This window comes from Cupriavidus sp. SS-3 (assembly GCF_035818815.1).
Classification (GTDB): domain Bacteria; phylum Pseudomonadota; class Gammaproteobacteria; order Burkholderiales; family Burkholderiaceae; genus Cupriavidus; species Cupriavidus taiwanensis_C.
Genome location: NZ_JAYLVT010000002.1, coordinates 455,411 through 472,763, shown reverse-complemented (window position 1 = coordinate 472,763; position 17,353 = coordinate 455,411). Strand labels below are relative to the sequence as shown.

Annotated in this window: 24 protein-coding genes and 1 tRNA gene; 13 read left to right on the top strand and 12 right to left on the bottom strand. The window is 63.8% G+C overall.

Annotated features, from left to right (window positions below; translation table 11 throughout):
- Positions 1-24: 24 nt before the first annotated feature.
- From U9J39_RS05585 to U9J39_RS05530, 12 genes are all read right to left on the bottom strand, one after another.
- Positions 25-1,155, bottom strand: a complete 1,131-nt coding sequence (locus U9J39_RS05585; RefSeq protein WP_326346694.1) for a head maturation protease, ClpP-related — start codon at positions 1,153-1,155, stop codon at positions 25-27.
- A 2-nt stretch (positions 1,156-1,157) separates the two neighbouring features.
- Entirely contained in the window at positions 1,158-2,660 is a 1,503-nt protein-coding gene (locus U9J39_RS05580) for a phage portal protein (RefSeq protein WP_326346693.1), read from the bottom strand.
- Positions 2,660-2,869, bottom strand: coding sequence for a phage head-tail joining protein (locus tag U9J39_RS05575; protein ID WP_062801151.1), 210 nt, complete (start codon positions 2,867-2,869; stop codon positions 2,660-2,662). Before U9J39_RS05575 ends, U9J39_RS05580 begins: the two co-directional genes overlap by 1 nt.
- A gap of 1 nt (position 2,870) precedes the next feature.
- Positions 2,871-4,970: a phage terminase large subunit family protein gene (locus U9J39_RS05570; protein WP_326346692.1), complete on the bottom strand. Its 2,100-nt coding sequence runs from the start codon at positions 4,968-4,970 to the stop codon at positions 2,871-2,873.
- Positions 4,971-5,495 carry a terminase small subunit gene (locus tag U9J39_RS05565; RefSeq protein ID WP_326346691.1) on the bottom strand — a complete coding sequence of 175 codons (525 nt, stop codon included), beginning with the start codon at positions 5,493-5,495 and terminating at the stop codon, positions 4,971-4,973.
- 137 nt (positions 5,496-5,632) lie between these two features.
- Entirely contained in the window at positions 5,633-6,292 is a 660-nt protein-coding gene (locus tag U9J39_RS05560; protein WP_326346690.1) for a hypothetical protein, read from the bottom strand.
- Between the two features lie 265 nt (positions 6,293-6,557).
- A tRNA-Gly gene (locus U9J39_RS05555) sits at positions 6,558-6,631 on the bottom strand.
- Between the two features lie 128 nt (positions 6,632-6,759).
- Complete coding sequence (locus U9J39_RS05550) at positions 6,760-7,125, bottom strand: hypothetical protein (RefSeq protein WP_326346689.1); 366 nt, start codon at positions 7,123-7,125, stop codon at positions 6,760-6,762.
- A gap of 1,470 nt (positions 7,126-8,595) precedes the next feature.
- Entirely contained in the window at positions 8,596-8,817 is a 222-nt protein-coding gene (locus tag U9J39_RS05545; RefSeq protein WP_326346688.1) for a hypothetical protein, read from the bottom strand.
- Between the two features lie 9 nt (positions 8,818-8,826).
- On the bottom strand, positions 8,827-8,976 hold the full coding sequence (locus U9J39_RS05540) for a hypothetical protein (protein ID WP_326346687.1): 150 nt from the start codon (positions 8,974-8,976) through the stop codon (positions 8,827-8,829).
- Between the two features lie 612 nt (positions 8,977-9,588).
- Positions 9,589-10,056: a YmfL family putative regulatory protein gene (locus U9J39_RS05535; RefSeq protein ID WP_326346686.1), complete on the bottom strand. Its 468-nt coding sequence runs from the start codon at positions 10,054-10,056 to the stop codon at positions 9,589-9,591.
- A gap of 190 nt (positions 10,057-10,246) precedes the next feature.
- Entirely contained in the window at positions 10,247-10,513 is a 267-nt protein-coding gene (locus tag U9J39_RS05530) for a transcriptional regulator (RefSeq protein ID WP_326346685.1), read from the bottom strand.
- 72 nt (positions 10,514-10,585) lie between these two features.
- Between U9J39_RS05530 and U9J39_RS05525 the strand changes: the two genes are divergently transcribed.
- From U9J39_RS05525 to U9J39_RS05465, 13 genes are all read left to right on the top strand, one after another.
- Entirely contained in the window at positions 10,586-10,978 is a 393-nt protein-coding gene (locus U9J39_RS05525) for a hypothetical protein (protein ID WP_326346684.1), read from the top strand.
- Between the two features lie 229 nt (positions 10,979-11,207).
- Entirely contained in the window at positions 11,208-11,348 is a 141-nt protein-coding gene (locus tag U9J39_RS05520) for a hypothetical protein (RefSeq protein ID WP_326346683.1), read from the top strand.
- Between the two features lie 7 nt (positions 11,349-11,355).
- Entirely contained in the window at positions 11,356-11,862 is a 507-nt protein-coding gene (locus tag U9J39_RS05515) for a hypothetical protein (RefSeq protein WP_326346682.1), read from the top strand.
- Complete coding sequence (locus U9J39_RS05510) at positions 11,855-11,998, top strand: hypothetical protein (RefSeq protein WP_326346681.1); 144 nt, start codon at positions 11,855-11,857, stop codon at positions 11,996-11,998. Before U9J39_RS05515 ends, U9J39_RS05510 begins: the two co-directional genes overlap by 8 nt.
- Positions 11,998-12,336 (top strand): hypothetical protein, encoded by a 339-nt coding sequence (locus tag U9J39_RS05505; protein WP_326346680.1) that lies wholly within the window; start codon positions 11,998-12,000, stop codon positions 12,334-12,336. The genes U9J39_RS05510 and U9J39_RS05505 overlap by 1 nt, the downstream gene beginning before the upstream one ends.
- A complete protein-coding gene (locus U9J39_RS05500) occupies positions 12,337-12,567 on the top strand; it encodes a hypothetical protein (protein WP_062801169.1) in 231 nt (76 codons plus the stop codon).
- Between the two features lie 10 nt (positions 12,568-12,577).
- Entirely contained in the window at positions 12,578-12,952 is a 375-nt protein-coding gene (locus U9J39_RS05495; RefSeq protein ID WP_326346679.1) for a hypothetical protein, read from the top strand.
- Complete coding sequence (locus U9J39_RS05490; protein WP_326346678.1) at positions 12,949-13,335, top strand: hypothetical protein; 387 nt, start codon at positions 12,949-12,951, stop codon at positions 13,333-13,335. The genes U9J39_RS05495 and U9J39_RS05490 overlap by 4 nt, the downstream gene beginning before the upstream one ends.
- A 16-nt stretch (positions 13,336-13,351) precedes the next feature.
- Positions 13,352-15,292, top strand: coding sequence for a ParB/RepB/Spo0J family partition protein (locus U9J39_RS05485; RefSeq protein ID WP_326346677.1), 1,941 nt, complete (start codon positions 13,352-13,354; stop codon positions 15,290-15,292).
- A gap of 1 nt (position 15,293) precedes the next feature.
- Positions 15,294-15,773 carry a hypothetical protein gene (locus tag U9J39_RS05480; RefSeq protein ID WP_326346676.1) on the top strand — a complete coding sequence of 160 codons (480 nt, stop codon included), beginning with the start codon at positions 15,294-15,296 and terminating at the stop codon, positions 15,771-15,773.
- The gene (locus tag U9J39_RS05475) at positions 15,770-16,081 is read left to right on the top strand and encodes a hypothetical protein (RefSeq protein WP_326346675.1); all 312 of its coding nucleotides are present in this window, start codon (positions 15,770-15,772) and stop codon (positions 16,079-16,081) included. Before U9J39_RS05480 ends, U9J39_RS05475 begins: the two co-directional genes overlap by 4 nt.
- Positions 16,074-16,661: a hypothetical protein gene (locus tag U9J39_RS05470; protein WP_326346674.1), complete on the top strand. Its 588-nt coding sequence runs from the start codon at positions 16,074-16,076 to the stop codon at positions 16,659-16,661. The genes U9J39_RS05475 and U9J39_RS05470 overlap by 8 nt, the downstream gene beginning before the upstream one ends.
- Positions 16,658-17,140, top strand: a complete 483-nt coding sequence (locus U9J39_RS05465; protein WP_326346673.1) for a hypothetical protein — start codon at positions 16,658-16,660, stop codon at positions 17,138-17,140. Before U9J39_RS05470 ends, U9J39_RS05465 begins: the two co-directional genes overlap by 4 nt.
- The last annotated feature ends 213 nt before the right edge of the window (positions 17,141-17,353 follow it).

Genomic DNA, 17,353 nt, shown 5'->3' with positions numbered 1-17,353 from the left:
CCTGAGAAATGTGGTTGAGTTGGGTCAGGCGGAATATCGACCTTGGCGGGCACGCGCCTGACCTCGCGCCGCATATACGCTGGCCGCCAGCGGCACTTCCGGGGCTGCTGGGCCAGTCGGATGCTTGTTGTCGATCTGCTGGCCGGACCGGTCGATCACGGTGTCGAAGAGTCTCGCTCGTGCCTGTTCCACGGACAGCCCTGCGCTGATCAGTTCGACCGCGCGATCCGGGGCCTTTGCCGCGACACAAAGTCCCGCGATCTCTCTTGCCTGGGCGATGCGTGCGTCAGCGCCGGCGCGGTCGACAAGCCCGCAACTCAGCAGAACCGACTCGCCGAGGTGTCCGATCTGCGCTGCCCGACACGAGGCCAGCACGTGGGCAACGAGACTTGCTGCCGGCTCCGGGGGTTCAGCGGGCGCCGGCACTTCCGTAGGCGCCGGTGCATCGACCGATGTCTGTGGGCCCGTCGGCGGCTCGGTTGCCGGATCGGTCAGCTCGGGCGGCTCCGCTGCCGGCGCGTCCTGTAGCTGCGCCCGAAGGTCTTCCGGTGTGCGTCGGTACTTTGCGATCACCTCGACGCTGCGGGCGGAGGCAGCCAGCCGTACGGGCGCTTCGATGACGTCGCACATGCCGAGGGCCTGCGCTTCCAGTGCAGTGAGCCAGGTCTCCTCGTCCATCATGCGGATCAGCTCCGCCTCGTCCTGACCGGATTTGTTCCGGTACGCAGCCATGATGCCGTCGCGGGCGTTGTCCATCATGTCCGCGACTCGCCGGAGATCAGAGGCCTCGCCGGCCGTTATCGTCCACGGGTTGTGGATCATCAGCTGCGCGTTCTCCGGCATGACGATCCGGTCGCCGGCCATGACGACTAGCGACGCGGCGGACGCGGCAATGCCGTCGACGCGTGTGGTCACCCGACCCGAGAAGCGACGCAGCGCGTTGTAGATGGCAAACGCATCGAAGACATCGCCGCCAATCGAATTCACACTGACAAGGACCTCGTCGGCCGTGTCGGCGATGGCATTGAGCGCGGACACGAACGCTCCGGCCGTCACGCCCCAGAACCCGATCTCGTCATAGATGCGCAGCTCGGCAATCGTCCGTTCGCCGTCTGTCCTTGCCTGCATCGCGTACCAGTTGCGAGGTTTCGGCATCGTTACTCCCCTTTAGTTGGTTGATCCTTGACCGGGCCGCCAGCGGATGTCGTCCGCCGCGGATCGGAATCGAGCACCAGGCCGTGACTATCCGCGCGCGCATTGTCCGCGTGGATTTCCTGGTCGGTCTGGTCCGGATCCTCGCCGCGCGCGAGGATGACGGAAGACCGGCTGCGGAAGCCGGCACGCACCTCGCGGGCCTGTGCCTCGACGTCCTGGACCGGATGGACATATGCCCAGCCTTGTGGCACCCAGCGCACCCGCAGATACAGGCGGCGGTTTCGGTGATAGTCGTTCAGCGACACCACGCCTGACAGGACCGCCGCATCGAGCCACGCCGCCCAGATTGGCCGGCAGTACTGGTGGATGAAGGTCGTCCAGATCAGTTGCTCGATCTGCCGGTGAAACTCGTTGAGGATCACACGCAAAACGCGATCGCTGACGTTGCGCAAGTCACCGGTCAGCACCTCGTAGGGCACGCCGACTGACGCGCATGCAGCCATCAACTGCTGACGCATGAAGCCTTCGTAGTTGTCGCCGGCATCCGGCGGCTGGGAGAACTTCACCTCCTCGCCTGGGCCAAGCTCCTGCATCGTTCCGGGCTCCAGCGACGTGAGGGGCGTGTAGCCGTCGTTGTCGTACTCCGCTAGCAGGCCCGTTGCCGGATCCTGGCCCTGCGCCTCCGGTTCGGGCTTGGTGACGAAGCCCGCGAACAGGTTCGCCACCTCCTGGCGGAAGAGGACCGCGTCGTCGAAGTTGTCGAGGGACTTCAGCCGCAGCAGCACCGTCGTGAGCTCGGGCATACCGCGAACCTGCCCGGGCCGCGTGATCTGGTAGACGTGCACCACCTGATCCGCCTGTACCGGTACCAGCGACTGCGGCAGCCTCGTGCCGAACTGGTAGTCACCGGGGTGGTGCCGCCACAGGTGGTAGTTCACTCGCTTGCCGATGCGGCCGTCGAACTCCACGCCGTGGACGATCTGGTTGCCGTTTGGCAGCCCCTCGCATTTCTCGACAGGCAGGTGGTCCGCCTCGATCGCCTGGATCTGCAGCGGCACGGCCAGACCATCCTCCGGCCGCCGCGGGCGCAGACGAGCCAGCGCCTCGCCGTCGGCGAACATGGCTCGCGCGGCCAATGCCTGCTGCCCATAGGCGTCGAGCTGCCCGTCCGCGTCCGCATCCGGCACCCAGTCCGCCCACAGGTCTTTCAGCAGTACCCGGACCTCCTTGTCCGGGTGCAGCGGGAAGGGCTGGATCCCAGTGCCGATGGTGTTGCTCACCAGCCGGGCAATGGCAGCCCTCGCCCACGGATCATTGCGGATGGCATCGCGGGAGCGACGCCGGATCATTGGCAGCGCCTGCGTCGCGGCGTTCGGCCCCGCATTGCTAGGCCGCCAGTTCGCCGAGCGGCTCCCACCCGTCGCACCGGCCTCGTAGGCGCTGCCCAGGTTGTTCAGGCGCCGAGGGAGGAGGAAGCCCCTCCCGCGCAACGTGGAATAGGCCATCAGACCCCCTTGCCGCCATGCCGTAGCCGCGACACGCGCGACTGCTTGCGCGGCGCCTGTTGCTCCAGGTCCTTCAGGATCGTCGCGCGCGCCTGGAGCAGTTCCCCCTGCGAGCGGTACCGCACCCGCTTGCCGTCGTACTGCACCTCCAGCTCGGAGCTGGCGATCGCGCGATTGACGCGCTCGAGATCCGCCTGGGTGTATGCCACTTCATCGCCTCTTCAAGTAACTCGAGCGGATGACTCGCCGCTGAGCAGGTTGCCGCTGTCGCGCCGCCACCGGTTCGGCTGCCGGCGGCGCTTCCGGTACCAGCACCCCCGACGCTTCCTGCGTCGGCTGGGCACCATGCAAAAGCCCCGCCGAAGCGGGGCTGGAAGCCGTCTCTTGCACCATATCGGGTGGACCGTCCGCCATGGCGAACAGGCTCAGATTGCGCGGCTGAACCTGTCCTTCCAGCGCATCCCACCAGGCCTCCGGGCGGCGACGGAGCTCCATGTGGTGCTCCAGCCAGATCGCGTAGACCGCGCAGTCCTTCGCCTCCAGACGCTTGCGCTGCGCCACCCATCGCGTCTGCGAACCAAACTGCGTTTTACGGGTTGCCCGCGCCTCGCCGGCAAACTGCCGGAACCACTCGTCACTGAGGTCCCTCGACAGATGCACGTAACCAGGCCCTGGCTTCTCGACCTCGAGCCGCCCATGCAGCAGGTCCTTGACCAGGTTGGTGCCGACCCACCAGAGCGTCACGCCCTTCTTGCGCCGCTTGCCGCGCCAGTCGATATCGACCTGGCTTGCGCCGTCGCGGATGTTGCGCTCGCCGGTCGGGCGGCCTTTGACCGCAAAGACCTTGTGTCGCGCATTCACCCGGGCGAACTCGTAGACCCGATGCGTACTATGGCCGCCGGAGTCGACGGCCGACGCCGCGATCTTTAGTTCGGTGCCGCTGACATGCGGGAACCGCGTTTCGACCAGGTAAGTCAGGACCTTGTCCCAGACTTCATCTTCCTGTGTATTCCCGAAGAAAATCTGATGATCGATCGTCCACATCTCCGAGCCGCGTCCGAACCCCCAGACACTTACCTCGACGCGGTTGTCCTGCGTATCACAACTCGCCAGGAGCAACAAGCAACCCCATGGCACCACGGCGAGCCGGAACGGCTCAGCCCGATGTTTTACCTCTTCCGCATCGGTGCGCTCGATCTCACCTTCCCACGTCTCGCCCAGCGTCGTGTTCCGGAAGGCCTTGAGCTTCGAATCGTCGCCCTCCTGCGCCTTGTCATATGCGGCCAGGAACTCCTTGACGATATCGGCCCACGACGCCGCCGGGCTGTATGCAGTCCAGACGCGGAAGGCAATGTGTCGCGGCGGCAGGACCCGCTCACCGGCGGCGTTGCGAAAGACGCCGTCGTGGTCGATCGTGCTGCCGTCGTCGCCGTACCAGAAGCCCCGCTCCCACACGGCCAGGTATTCGGCCTGCGTGATCAGTGCCCCGCAGTGCGGGCAGAGGTGCCGCGCTGACTCGGCATCGCGACCGGTCCACTTGAAGCCGTGCGGCTCGCCCTTGCCGCCCCACGTAATGGCGTGATGCCCATCGCAGTGCGGGCAGTGGACGTGGTAGTCGTAGCGCGCGTCGGCCTGCATCTCGCGCGCCTCGATCAGGCTGAACCCCTTCAGCTTCGGGGTCGAGCCGGTGACCATCTTGGGGAACGTCGCCCCTTCGATGCGCTTGCCGGCCAGAACATCGGGCGCGCCCTCCTTCTCGACATCCGCGTCGAACGCGTCTAGCTCGTCCAGGTAGACCACATCTACCGAAATCCGCCGGTAGCTCTTCGCCGCCTTGCCGCCGCGGAAGTGAGACATGCTGCCGAGGAATTTCTTCGCCTGCAGCGTGTTGTCCTTATGCCGCGCGAGGTAGGCCGGGAACACCTCCCGCATCGCCTTCACGTCACGCAGCATCGGGTCGAGCTCTGTCTTCACGAACTCGTCGCGGTCATCGTCGGTCGGCTGCCATAGCGCCTGGTTCCGGCGCTTGTGGTGAGCGAAGTAACCGATCGCGGCCAGGATCATCTTCGTGTACCCGACTCGCGCGGACTTCCTGAAGTCCACCGCCCGGATGTCGTCATTGCTGATGCAGGCGAGAATGGCGCGCTGGAAAGGCCACGGCCGCCAGGCCTGCTCGACGTAGGACGATTCCGCCGACAGGTAGAAGTGCTTGCGCGCCCATTCGTCGAGCGACATCGGCTCGGGCACACCGAAGGCGGCCAGGCCTCGCGAGAGGCGCCGCGCGATCGCCTCTCGCGAGTACTGGAACATTTAGCCGCCCTCGTCCGGCATGACTTCGGCCGTCGTGCTTCCGCCATCCTGCGGATCCCCCGGCTCCTCAAACATGTCCGCGGGCCGCAGGTCCTGCAGCGACACCGCCGCCGCGATATTCCGCGCCCGGGCAACCTCGAGCTCGATCAGCTTCACGCCTTCGGCCGACAGGCTAGGGATCCGCCGGCGCACAGCGCCGGGAATCGCGTCCAGGATGCCAGCCACCCGCGTGCCCGCCATTGAGAGGACCTGCTCAATCACGTGCACCGGCGCCAATTCGCCGCGAGTCTCCGCGTTTTGCATGGCCAGTCGGTCCGCCTGCTCTTTGGCCAGCCTGGCACGCTCCTCCACCAGGTCGAGGTCACCTTCCGAGTAGCGACCGGCGGCCTGCTCGCGCAGATGGCCGCAATACGCATGCAGCCAGCTCCCGGCACTGTCGCCGGCATAGAGCACCCCGCGAGAAATCAGATCACTCACTGCCTGCTGGCTGATGCCGACGATTGCCCCGAAGGCTGCCTGGGTCATCCTCTCATCCAGGCTTACCATACAACCCCCTTACATCTGCCCCAAGACTAGAGAAAAGGCGGGGCGCGAATTACCCTTGCCAGCCGGGACCCGCCAGGGGCCCCCGAGCCGGCACACGAGGCGGCGGCGAAGCCACATCAACGCGCCGACGCGATCGCCTTGGCCCAGGCCACCGCCATCTCGCGCGCGAAGCAGTCCCGCCCAGCCTGCTCCGCGATCTCCCCGAACGGAAAGCGCTCTTCGTAGACTGGTGGGCGGGCGAATACGAGGAGCGGCCTGATCGCTCCGCCATCGCGCCGGTTTTGACCAATCCGCTGGTAGATGCCACCCGGTAGATCATGTCCCTTCGGAACGCCGCGGAAGTAGCGCTTCGAAGCGCCCTGCCGCAGTTCGCTGCCGATCCTCTTGATCGTGGCCTTCGCAACATTGCCGTACTGGTTTCGCCTGACGCCGGCGCCCGGGACCACGTAGCCACCCGCGAACATCTCTTCGAAGGTCTTCAGGTCGCGCGGCCCTCCTTCGATCTCGGGGCGCAGGTACGAGGCCTGCCGTTCCTTGACGTAGACCGTCGCCTCCAGGTTCTGCTTGTCCGCGCGCTGGACGCCGACGGCACGCAGCGTGAATGGCGTGGGGTTGTCGAATGACCGCTGCAGCGCCTCCTCTTCAACCTTGCCGGCATGCTGCGCTGTACGCGTCAATGCCAAAGCAACCGCGAACGGCACCTGCTTGCCGTGCAAGCCATACAACTCTCGCACCACTTCTGCGACCGTCGTCGATATGGAGAAGCTCGTGGTCATATCAGCAATACGAGATGCCTGGCCCTCGGTCCATCGCGACTGCCTGCTCATTGACATCAGGCAAGACGGGAACGTTGTCGAGACGTCGGGGCGAATCACATCGCGTCATGCCGATGAAGACCACCACGGGCACGGTGTGAGCCGGCGCATCGCCCGCCTGATCGTGCTGCCAGTCGTTTGAGTCCATTACCACCTCGCAGAATATCGGCCCGCGGCCGGTAGCACCGGACAGGGCCTCAAACAGGCCGGACGCCCAGCGAGACGCTGGAGCGGACTGCCGGAATCGAACCGGCGTAGGCGGCTTGGAAGGCCGACGCCTGACCACTCGGCCAAGTCCGCAATTCTTTGAGTTGACGTCGTCCCAGACGAGCAAAACAAAAAACCCGACCTGGTAGTTACCGGATCGGGCTTTACTCTTACTGTCGACGCACGCATCGCACAGCGTAGCGGAAATGTACCACCGAATTTCACGATTTCAAGAGAATCACTACGGGTGGGGTTCTAACACTTTGATTTTCAAGGCAATATTTCACACCCTGCACAAGCATCTGTTTTAGCCGCGTCACCCTCGGCTCGTTGATGGACAGTTCGCGCGCGACCTCTCGTCCCGTCAACCTCCGGATGTAGAGCAGCTGTGCTATGCGCTGCAGCTCCCGCGGTTGCTTCCGTACAGCTTCGTCCGTCGCTTCGCCGTGGCCCGCCAGTTCCGGGACGAAACCATGCGGCCTTCCGGACCGGATCTCCGGCAGTGTGAGGCAGCTCTGACCATACCCGCCACCGCCGGTCCAGCCGTGCCGTCGCGCGGCCCCCCACTGCTCCAGACGCTCGATCACCCATCCATCCGTAAGGCCTTCGTAGCGCCGCGCTCCAAGGCTCTTCCCATTCGCCATCAATGCCTCCCGCCCACGATGTCCCTCATGTGTGCCAAAGCCCTATCCGCACGCGTAGCGTGCCGGCCCAGGGTATCGGCCTCCGCTTGACCTGGGATTGGCGGCAGGTGCTCCTGGTCGGCTTCTGCCAACAGCGCGGCCCATCGCTGCGCAACCGCTGGCCAAATCTCCGCACGTAATTCGCCGCACGCACTGAAGCGCACGGCCGCCCAAAACACCGTGCGCGATGACCACCGGTCCCGCCCCTGCCGACGAAGCGCCATCTGCTCAACAGCCTCCATATACGACGCCTGAGCCAGCCCGTCTGCAGTCATGGCTCAACCTCGGGCCACTCACCTGCGGGCCACGTATCGCCGGTCAACGCAGCCACCGGCCGGGGGGCGAGGCCCCAGCGCTCGGCGTGCGCCGCCTCCTGTGCTGCGAGTACCTCCTGAGTCTGGCGCCAGCGCGCCCGCTGTTCGGCGATACGGTCCGCATGCTCGGGCCGCCAGCCGGGCTCATCCCGGGCGCGTTGAAACAGATGTTGCATTAGCCCCCATGGATAATGGACCGTGCCGGCCTCCATAGCGCCCCTCAGTTCGTCGAAAACACGCTGGCCGAGCTCGGGCCCTACCTCGTCGTGCATCTTCGCAACGTCGCGCCTCTCTGCGGCTGTCAGCCCTATCGGCCAGGCACAGCCTGGTTTCCACCCGAGGCTTTTGCCTCGCCCCTTCTCTGATTGCCGGGCCGCAGGCCCATCCCCACGGCGGCTTGCAGACCTGCGGCGTTCCTCTGAGGGCCCCTGCCGTGTGCTGCGCGATGGGGGTTGGCAATCTTTGCCGTCCTCCCGCGCGCCAGGCGCGGGGGGCTCGATCTGCTGTTGGGGGTCCAACTCGCCCGCCCGCGCCGAAGGCGTGGGGGGGACGACTTGTTCCCCCTCGTGCTCCGGCACGGGGGGGTTAGGGGGGGTGGTTTTTATAGGGTTAACCGGACACTCCAGATGAGGTGCGGCTTTCGGCGAACTTTCATTGTGGACAATCCTGCGAGCCGGCTTCCGTGGCGGCTTCGCGGGCGGCGCTACCCCTTGTGGAGGGGGTGCGGGTTTTTTGGGCGCGCGCGAAAGCCTTGTGGCGAGCAGCAACCGGAACCGCAGGTGCGTGCTGGTGCTAATCACCTCCACCAGGCCCACCCGGACCAGTTGGCCTACGCGGCGGCGCAGCTGATGTTCAGATGGCTTGACGGTCTTCACCCCCGGCCTGCCAAGAACCTCCGTGTCCTCTCGCAGCGCTTGCCACGAGATCCGTTTGGCCTTGTCGCCAACGATGCCGGTCTTGAAGTCCATGCTGCGCCTGATTGCGCCGTAGAGATCCCTGGCCAGCCAGTCGACTCCGCGCAGCGCCAGCCACTCGGCGTTGTTTACTAGATGCCCGCCGCTCATGCCGGTCCCTCTTCGCGCCTGCAGGTGTCGCATTCGACGTGGCATAGCGCCGCGGCATCGCCAGCGCGGCCGCCTCCCCAGATGTAGCCGAGCCCCCACAGCTGGTGATGCTCTGTGCCGTGCAGGTAAGGATTGCCTTTCGTAGCGCATAGGCCGCCCTGGGCGGCAATACGTCCCTGTCCCATCACCGAACTGATGGGCAGAATTTCAAGATCCATCGGAGAACCTCAGATGCGGCCGAGAACCGCCTGGAAGAGAACATCAAAGGTGGCAACGAACTCGGGAGACGTCGACGCGACGAGTTCGGCGCGATAGCGGTCACGCTCGATCTGTGTTTGACCTGCTGCACAACGCTCGGCGCAGATTTGCGCGAGCACAGATGTCTCGCCGGCCGTACGGAAAACCCAGTGCACTTGGCTAACGGGCCAGCCGCATGTGCCCAGGAGTTGGATTGCGAATGCCCGCATCGGCTTCTCGCCGCGGGGCTTGAGAGCTGTGGCCAAGTGGTGCCAAGCGCAGCATTGCTGCGTCGAGCGATTGCAGCAGTAACCGCCAAACGCTCGCCAAGGCTTGCAGCACGAAATGTTCGGGGCAAACCGAAGGGCATCGGACTTGGGAGGTTCACCGCAGCGCTCATCGGCCATCGTTGAATCCGACCACGTCGTCCAGGACGTGGCAATCATTCGATCGGTGGCTGTAGTTTCCCAGCCAGTGCCGTAAGGTCGGCTCTCGCCCTAGTTCCACTTGAGCCTTTGTTGAGCCGCTTTCATAGGCGACCGTAACAACGCGGCCTGGCTTACGAAAGAGGAACACGCTGAAAACGAACTCGCTTGCCTCCCACCGCCGCCGGCGCAGCTTTGACACTACTTCCGCATAGACAACGCCCATTTCCCGCTCGGTCAAGCGGCCCGGACCGACAGTTCCTTGCCGCGCCAGAATCCGACGAGCAATGCGCGCGCCTGATGGGCTGCGCAAGTCCACCGCTGCCATCAGCGACGCCCCTCGGGCGGCGCCTCGTGCCGCTCGTAGATCCGGACCGCGACGGCCATGAACTCCTGCAAGCTTCGGTGGACTTCATCTGTCAAGCCGCGCAGCTTGGTGCTCTCTCGCAGGTCAAGCTCCCCGTCGGCGGTGAACTCTCGGAAGCGCCCGAAGAGGTCACCTAGTTCGGCGAGCAGTTCCTGCTGCTTGTCGAAGAGCTCTTCGCGTCCGGTAACGGCAATCTCTGGTAAAGGCACGAAGACGCCACCGGACTCCTGCGCGATCGCCTCGGCAAAGCGTCGCGTGCCGGAAAAGGCCTGCATTTGCATCGCCGTATCAACGTGCATGCGCTGTTCCTTCCGCTCGTAGATGCGGTTCTCGAGCGCAGCCTTCGACATGCCGAGCGCGGCTGCCATCGCGTCCCAGCCACCAGGCATCGCCCGGATCAGCGAGAGGTAAGCGTTACGAATTCCCATAGGTTCCAGTGGATTTGAGTGGTGGTGCGCCGGGATCTCGGCGCCTACATTGGCAATGTGGAAGCTCGCCTCGTGCCCAGGCATGCGCTACCAGCCAAACAACAATCGGCAGCTGGCGCCCAAGAAGGGCCAGTCCGTGGTGCGCATGGTGCGATCAACCTCGGAATAGATGAGGCGTAGAGAACCCTGATCATTCTGTCGTTGCTCCAGGGTGTGTGCCGGATGGCGCAGGGAGATTGGCCAGCTCCGGCCATATGCGATGCCAATCCTGAGGCCGGAGATCCCGTCGCCCGACAACTCCGAGCGTGTGTTGCTCGATCAAGACACAGCGCTCCGGCGAGATGGCCGCCGTCCCTTTTGCCATTTGCGAGAGAAATGACGGGGAGACGCCGAGCCCTGACGCGAGCCGCGCCGCCGTGCCACGGCCACCTTGTGAGATGTAAGTCTTGAGGTTCATGGCGCCGAGTTTAGTTGTTACTAAACCATAGAGTCAAGTGAATACTTGTTTAGAAAAAAATAAACTGCCACGATGGATATGCAAGAAAATCGCCGCCGGCAGTTGCGCCTTTGGCTTCAGGGACGCACAGCCCCAGCCAAAGAGAAGAGCTACTTCTCTCAATTGCTCAATGGCGCCTCGTTTGGCGAGCGCGCTGCACGACGCCTTGAGCGCGACTACGGTATGGGCGAGGGCTTTCTTGACCGTCCACCTACGCCACAAAGCAGCTACGATGACAACCCCAAGACAATGGCGCGCAGGCCAGGTGGCTCAACCGGTCATGGCGGATGGCCGTTCGTGAGGGTGACAAAGGAAGATTTTGATGCCCTGCCCGACTCCGTGAAGGAGGACATTGAGGACAATGTAGAACTGCTTGTGCGGAAATACGTTGTAGCAAAGAGAGCGCGCACGAAGCGCGCGAGCTAGCCCGCCCCTGCTGCGACTCGTCGCGATAGACGGGGTCCGGATCCGCTGAAAGCCGAGCATCCTGCCCGCTCAACCGAGTCGATTGAGGCAATAGTAGCAACCCGAATCGACGCGATCAGGTGACGCGTGTCACAAATCGCTTCTTGCTACTTGCGCGCCCTGTGGTTTAGTCTTTACTGTACTCGCAGTGCAGTATTTACTAAATTTCTCGAGCCACACAGGAGCCACCATGAAGCGCAACACCCGCATCAACGACTGGCTGCTTGCCCTTGCCTGGGCAGCCTTCATCCTAGTCGCCACATCTTGGATCGACGACGACCAAGCCGCACCGGCAACCGCGCCGGCTGTCCGGACCACCTATCGGACGTGAGGCGGCCATGCATCTCGAATTCGATCGCAACGGCAAGGTCTCAGTAAATCACTGGGCCGTCATCGACGACTTCGGCACGGAGCATGACTCTGTGCATGCCGGCGTTTTCGGCGGCTACACCGACCCTGTGGCCCAGGCGCGCCGCGATTTTATGGACACCGCGCTTCGCGACCCAGATTACAGCCGCGCGTTCTGGGGCAAGCCCACGTACCACCGCGCGTTCGAAACTGTTGCTTTCGCCAGCCCGATTGGCATGAGCATCGAGCTCGAGATCCGCATCGAGTTCGAGCTCCACCCCTTCTGGGATGAACGAACTTGGGAACCGCTCTGGACGCAAGCCGAGGGCGCGGCGATCAAGATCCTGCATGCCGGCACCAACGAGTGGAGATGGCAACCGGCCTCGACCGTTCTCACACGAGTAGCACTCGAAGCCTTCTGCTGGGCCTACCTCGACCTGGAGAAGGCCCGTGATGCAGAGGAGGTACGGGCCCGCAGGGAGGCGCGCCATGCATGAATCGCCTATCGACCGCCTCGCCAATGGCTACTTCTCTCGTCATCCCCTCCAAGCGCTTCTGCTGATCCTGCTCGGCTTCGGTCTGGCTGGCGACATTGCGCCGGGCGCGGACTGGCTACTTGCTGGAGGTATGTAATGGCATTCGCCGAAATCCTTCAACTGCAGGAGCTATCCAACCTGCTGGCAAGCGCGCTCCCCGCAGGCTTCTCCGCAGCAGCGCAGTTCTCCCTCCCCCATCCCAACGCAGTACACGAGGCGCCGGTCATCAACCTGACGGGCGCGCGCGACCCCGCCATGGCGTTGGCGTGGCTGGCATGGGCGGGCTTCATGGAGATCGGCCGTACCGCGCCATTTGTTGGGCAGGACTGCCTTTCCGGCCTGCTGACGGATCTAGTCTCGATCGAGCTGGTGCACGCGCAGTTGCCGGGCTCTGCCTGGCTGCACCTTCCTGCTGAGATCTCCTGGAGCAACTGAGTGGCCAAAGGCGCGTTCTCTCTTGCTGCGATGAGGGCCGAGTTTCTCCGCCAACGTGGCGATCCGGCTCTCTTCGACGACTACATTGCCGAACCTCATCACCGCAAGAAGCTCGTCGCAGACATCCAGGCGCGCCTCAACGCCAACCGCGCCCGGCGACGGCGCACCAGCCGCAAGCAACACCCCAACACGTTCGACCTCAAGAAGCTGCAGGCGAACGATAAAGACTGAGGAGCAAACCATGTTGTTAGGAATCGCGGGCGACGCCAATCGCCACCTGCGGCTGCTCGCCGCCATGTACTTGGTTGAGGTCCACCACTTTGTGGCAACGGAGCTCTATACCGAGCCCGGTCCCGCCTGGGATCGCACGCTCGATGGCTTCGCGGCACGCGGCATTGACGTTGTCATCTTGAACGTACACACGGAGAACGGTGGTGCAGTTGTCCACCGCCATGCGGGCCACTTGCTCTATCTCTCCTCCCTGGCAAAGGTCGCGCGCACGCTCAACCTCGCACCTGGCGACGTGGAGCTGCTCCCTGCCAACAGTGCGTGCAATCTCTACGCCCAGCTCGACGCCATCGTCGGCAACGTTGCATTCTCTGGGACAGTGCAATGACGCTGCCGAGCCGAACGAACGTCCTAGCCTCGGACGCGGCGATCTACGTGGCAATTGTCAGCTTTACGCATGCACCGACAATCGCTGCGTGCGCTCACCTGCAGCGAACTCTGGCGACCATCGACATTGCCCTGGACCTCCAAGGACTATCCGATGAGTTAGTCCATACGCGATCTGCCCAACTCGCCCTTGTTTCAGTGATCGACCGTCGGGACCGCATCGGTGTCCTGGCCGTCTCCGCGCTCGAAGCACTCACGCTTCGGGCCGCTGCGCCGCACATCGCTGAAGCCTTCGGGCGAATCCGCCTTAACACGTTTTTCTTCGCCCACGCAGTCGCCGAACGCGCACAAAACCATGAGCGCGACGCACTCCTATTCCTCTGAACCTTGGAGATAAACCATGAGCCATAAACCAGGTGATCTTCTTCACATCCGCGCGCGAGACCTGATCCTCTCGCCCCGCAACCAACGCACGCGCTTGCGCAAGCGCGTTCTGGAAATCGGCGCCTCGCTGGTTTCGCATGGACAGATCGAGAACCTTTCCGTCATTCCGCATGTCAGCCGCAAGAAGAATGCCCCTGCGTTCGAGGTGATCGACGGCGGAACGCGCCTCGAGGCGGCCATGCTCAAGATCTCGGCCGGCGAATTACCGGCGTCATTTGAGTTCCTTTGTATGGTGGCTGATCCAGACCAGGCCGAGGAAATCAGCGTGGCCGCAAACATGCACGAACCGATGCATCCCGCCGACGAGTTCGACGCATTCAAGGGCATGATCGATGCCGGCAAATCGATCGAGGACGTCGCCGCGAGGTTCGGCGTCACGCCACTGACTGTCCAGCGACGCCTCAAGCTCGCCAATGTCTCGCCCCACCTGGTCCAAGGCTACCGCGACGGGGAGCTCACCTTGGATCAGCTCATGGCATTTGCGATCAGTGACAGTCACAAGGCACAAGAGAGCTTGTGGAAACGGCTCACTAGCGCCTCCCCATGGGAGAAGACCGCCGACAAAATTCGAGCCGCGCTCGCCACACCTGGCGCAATCAACGCGAAGACGGATCGGCTCGCACGCTTCGTCGGCTTGGACGTCTACGAAGCTGCCGGCGGCAAAGTGATGCGCGACTTGTTCAGCGACGGCGGCGGCTTTGTCAGCGACGCCGGACTGCTGCAACGCCTGGCCGAAGAAAAGCTCGCGGCCGCCGCTGAGGACGTTCGCGCAGAGGGATGGAGTTGGGTCAAGGCAGTCGACAAATGGACCTACTCCGACGAGATGGCCTACAGCAAGAGCCAACCCCAAAAGCGCGATCTGACCGATGAGGAATGCCGCCTGCTGGCCAGTCTGCGCGAAAGGGAAGCGGCACTCGACAAGAAGATCGACGCGCTTGATTTCGAAGACGAGGAGCTGGATGCCGAACTGGACGATATCAGGGGCCAGATCGAAGCGATCGAAGCGCTTCAGCTGGAATTCAGCGATCGCCAGAAGTCAAAAGGTGGCTCGGTGCTTACCATCGACCACGGTGGCCAGCTCAAGATCGTGCGCGGTCTGATTGCGCCCACTGAACGCAAGGCGAAGAAGGATATAGCTGGCGACACGAGCAGTGACCGCCTCGACAAAGGCGCCACACCTGCGGAAGAGTCCGAACGGCCGCTGTCGGAGCGACTGGTGACCCAGCTCACTGCCCACCGTACCGCGGCCCTGCAGGCGCTGATAGCGCAATCCCCGCGCATTGCCCTGGTCTCCCTGCTGCACGCGCTGGTTCCCCAGGTCTTCATGCCCCCTGAGGACCGGTATCGCTACAGCGCGGCAGCCAAGGTGTCGCTAACCAACAACCGCGGCCTTGGGCGCGACGCCTCTGGCGACCTGGAAAATTCACGCGCCTGGCTTAGCCTGGACCAGAGCATAGGGCACTGGCAGGCTGAGCTGCCTGGCGAGGATGAAGATCTCTTTGTGTGGCTCCAGAACCTCAGCCCAACCAAGCAGCTTGAGCTGATGGCCGTGTGCGTGGCTCACAGTATTAACACAGTCGAACTCAGTGAAGTAGCAGCTGGCCACGCACGCGCGCATCAATTGGCCGCCGCTGTCGGTCTCGATATGGCGGACTGGTGGGAGCCCACCGGCGCGTCATACCTTGCCAGCGTACCTAAATCTCGACGCATGGATGCGGTGCGCGAAGTTGCCGGAGACGAAGCGGCCGAACGCATCGGCACCATGAAGAAGGACGCCATGATCGGTGCGGCAGAGGAATACCTCGCCGGCCGCCGTTGGCTGCCCCACATCCTCCGCCAACCGGGTGCACCGGCCACAGACGGGAAGCTGCCCACGACTGCCGAAGCGGAGGCCTGAAATGGAAAGCCTCGATCTCCTCCACATGGCTACTAACGCCGGCGGCATCCCCGAGGGCCGGCATAGCGTGCGTATGCGCGCTCCGGACCTGCACCACCTGGCTACGCGAATCATCCGTGCTGCCGGCGCGGTGCGTGCGGACTTGCAGCCCGCCCCGGTGGTGAGGCAGCCCGACGGCACGTTCTGGCACCCCGCCCTGCCAGCGGCTATGCACGACAGCTTCCGTCTCGACTGGTTCGCCTTCGCCAACGGCATGGACGCGAAGTGCGTGGCCATGAACGAGGCCGACCTGAGTCCAGCGGCGCTTGCCCGGTACGAAAGCGAAGCCACCGCCGGTGACTTTTCGGGCTGGGAGCCGAAGTGCCCCGCTGGCAAGGGCTGGTTTTGCCTGGCGATCTACGACACCGAGGACGGGCCGCATGCTGTCTTCGTGCGACCGATGGCTGCACAGATGGATGGCCATGCAGGAGAGCCATCATGACCGGCGACACCATGTGCCAGATCGAAGGCGAGGAACTGGTCATTCGCGTGCGCATTGACGCGCTGGCGGCCGCTGCCGAGATCATCTTGCCCGAGCTCCTGGGCATCGACCCGCTTCGCGAACGTCCCGTCAAGGTCACTGACCCTCTGGTGTGGGCCAACGAGGTCGTCAACACACTACTCGAAGAAGGCGAAATCGGACAGACGCGCATCACCAACATGTTTGACGAGGCCTTCGAGCACGCGCTGGAGTATGGCGCCGAAGGCATCGAGGTCGAAGAAGCGCCAGAGGAGGATAGCGATGACTGACCGCGGCATCGAACAACCCTCGCAGCGCACTGTGCCTGCCGCGGTCGCGCCCAGCCCTGTGGCATTCCCGGCGAGCGTCTTCAATCTAGCGGGAGCTGGCCCGGCGGCCGCTCGCGAAGCTCCTGCCGAAAAGAAGACCCGCGTCCCACGCGGCCTCGATTACGTCCGCGAGCATGGGTGCGCAACCAATGACGAGATCGCAAAAGCGATGGGCCTGAGCGCTGGATCGCACCCTGGAAGCTACCTTGCCGTCGCTGTGAAAGACGGCCGCCTCGAGACCCGTGAGGGCCGATGGCATCTGGGGCCCGGCAGGCGATCAGCGGTACTTCCGCCCACCTCTCAATCGAATCAGGACCCGCCAGAGGCAACCGAGCAAGAGCGGCTCGAACAGATTCCAGCGATGTCTGACCCGGCGCCGGCGAGTATCCAGATCTTCCCAACGGATGTTGCTGTTGTAGCCAGAGTTGACGGCTCCATCCTGATCGCCGTCGACGGCCAAGCCGTCGACCTCACGCCAAAACAGGCTCGCCTGATGCAGGCATTCAGCGCGATGCTTTCCCACACTGGAGTCGAGCAATGAAGAGGATTCCCGGAGGCCTCCAGATGATCGAATCCATCATCAAGCCCAAGCGGCCGACTGGCGCCGGGTGGGTCCGGAAGAGTGGCGCGGCCCTGGAGGCCATTATGCGTGCCGCAGCCATGGCCACAACTACCGAGGCTTGGTTCCACCGTGGGAGCGGCATCCAGGTCTTCAGCTCAGTGGAAGTCGCACGTGAGCCTGGCCAAGCAGATCTTGGCCCGGAGTACCACCTCAGCTTGAGCAGGAACGGCGGCCACCACGGCCCGCTCCGGACAACGAGCGCCGAGGCTCTTTGGTGCATAGCGCAGTTCGACCTGGTCGACGCCAGAGAAGACAACCACGTGCCCAGCGGCAAAGTTCGTAACTTCTGGAGACCTGTCGCTGATCACTTGTCCGACTATGAGTGCCCCTGTGCTGACCACGAGCCACCTATGCGCGAAGACAAGGGTGACTATGTCTGGCGAGGAGTGACGCGATGAAGGCACCGCACACACTTGCTCTGACAACTGCCGTGCTGGCCGCGGTGACGCTGCCGACTGGATGCTCAGACCCAGCTGGCGCCCATCGCGTGCTGGAGGCGGCCGGCTATAGCGGGGTCCAAGTAGATGGCGTCGCCTTGTGGGCCTGCGCAGACGACGACAGGTTCCAAACCGCGTTCCGCGCGTTGGGGCCGGAAGGCAAGCCGGTCCAAG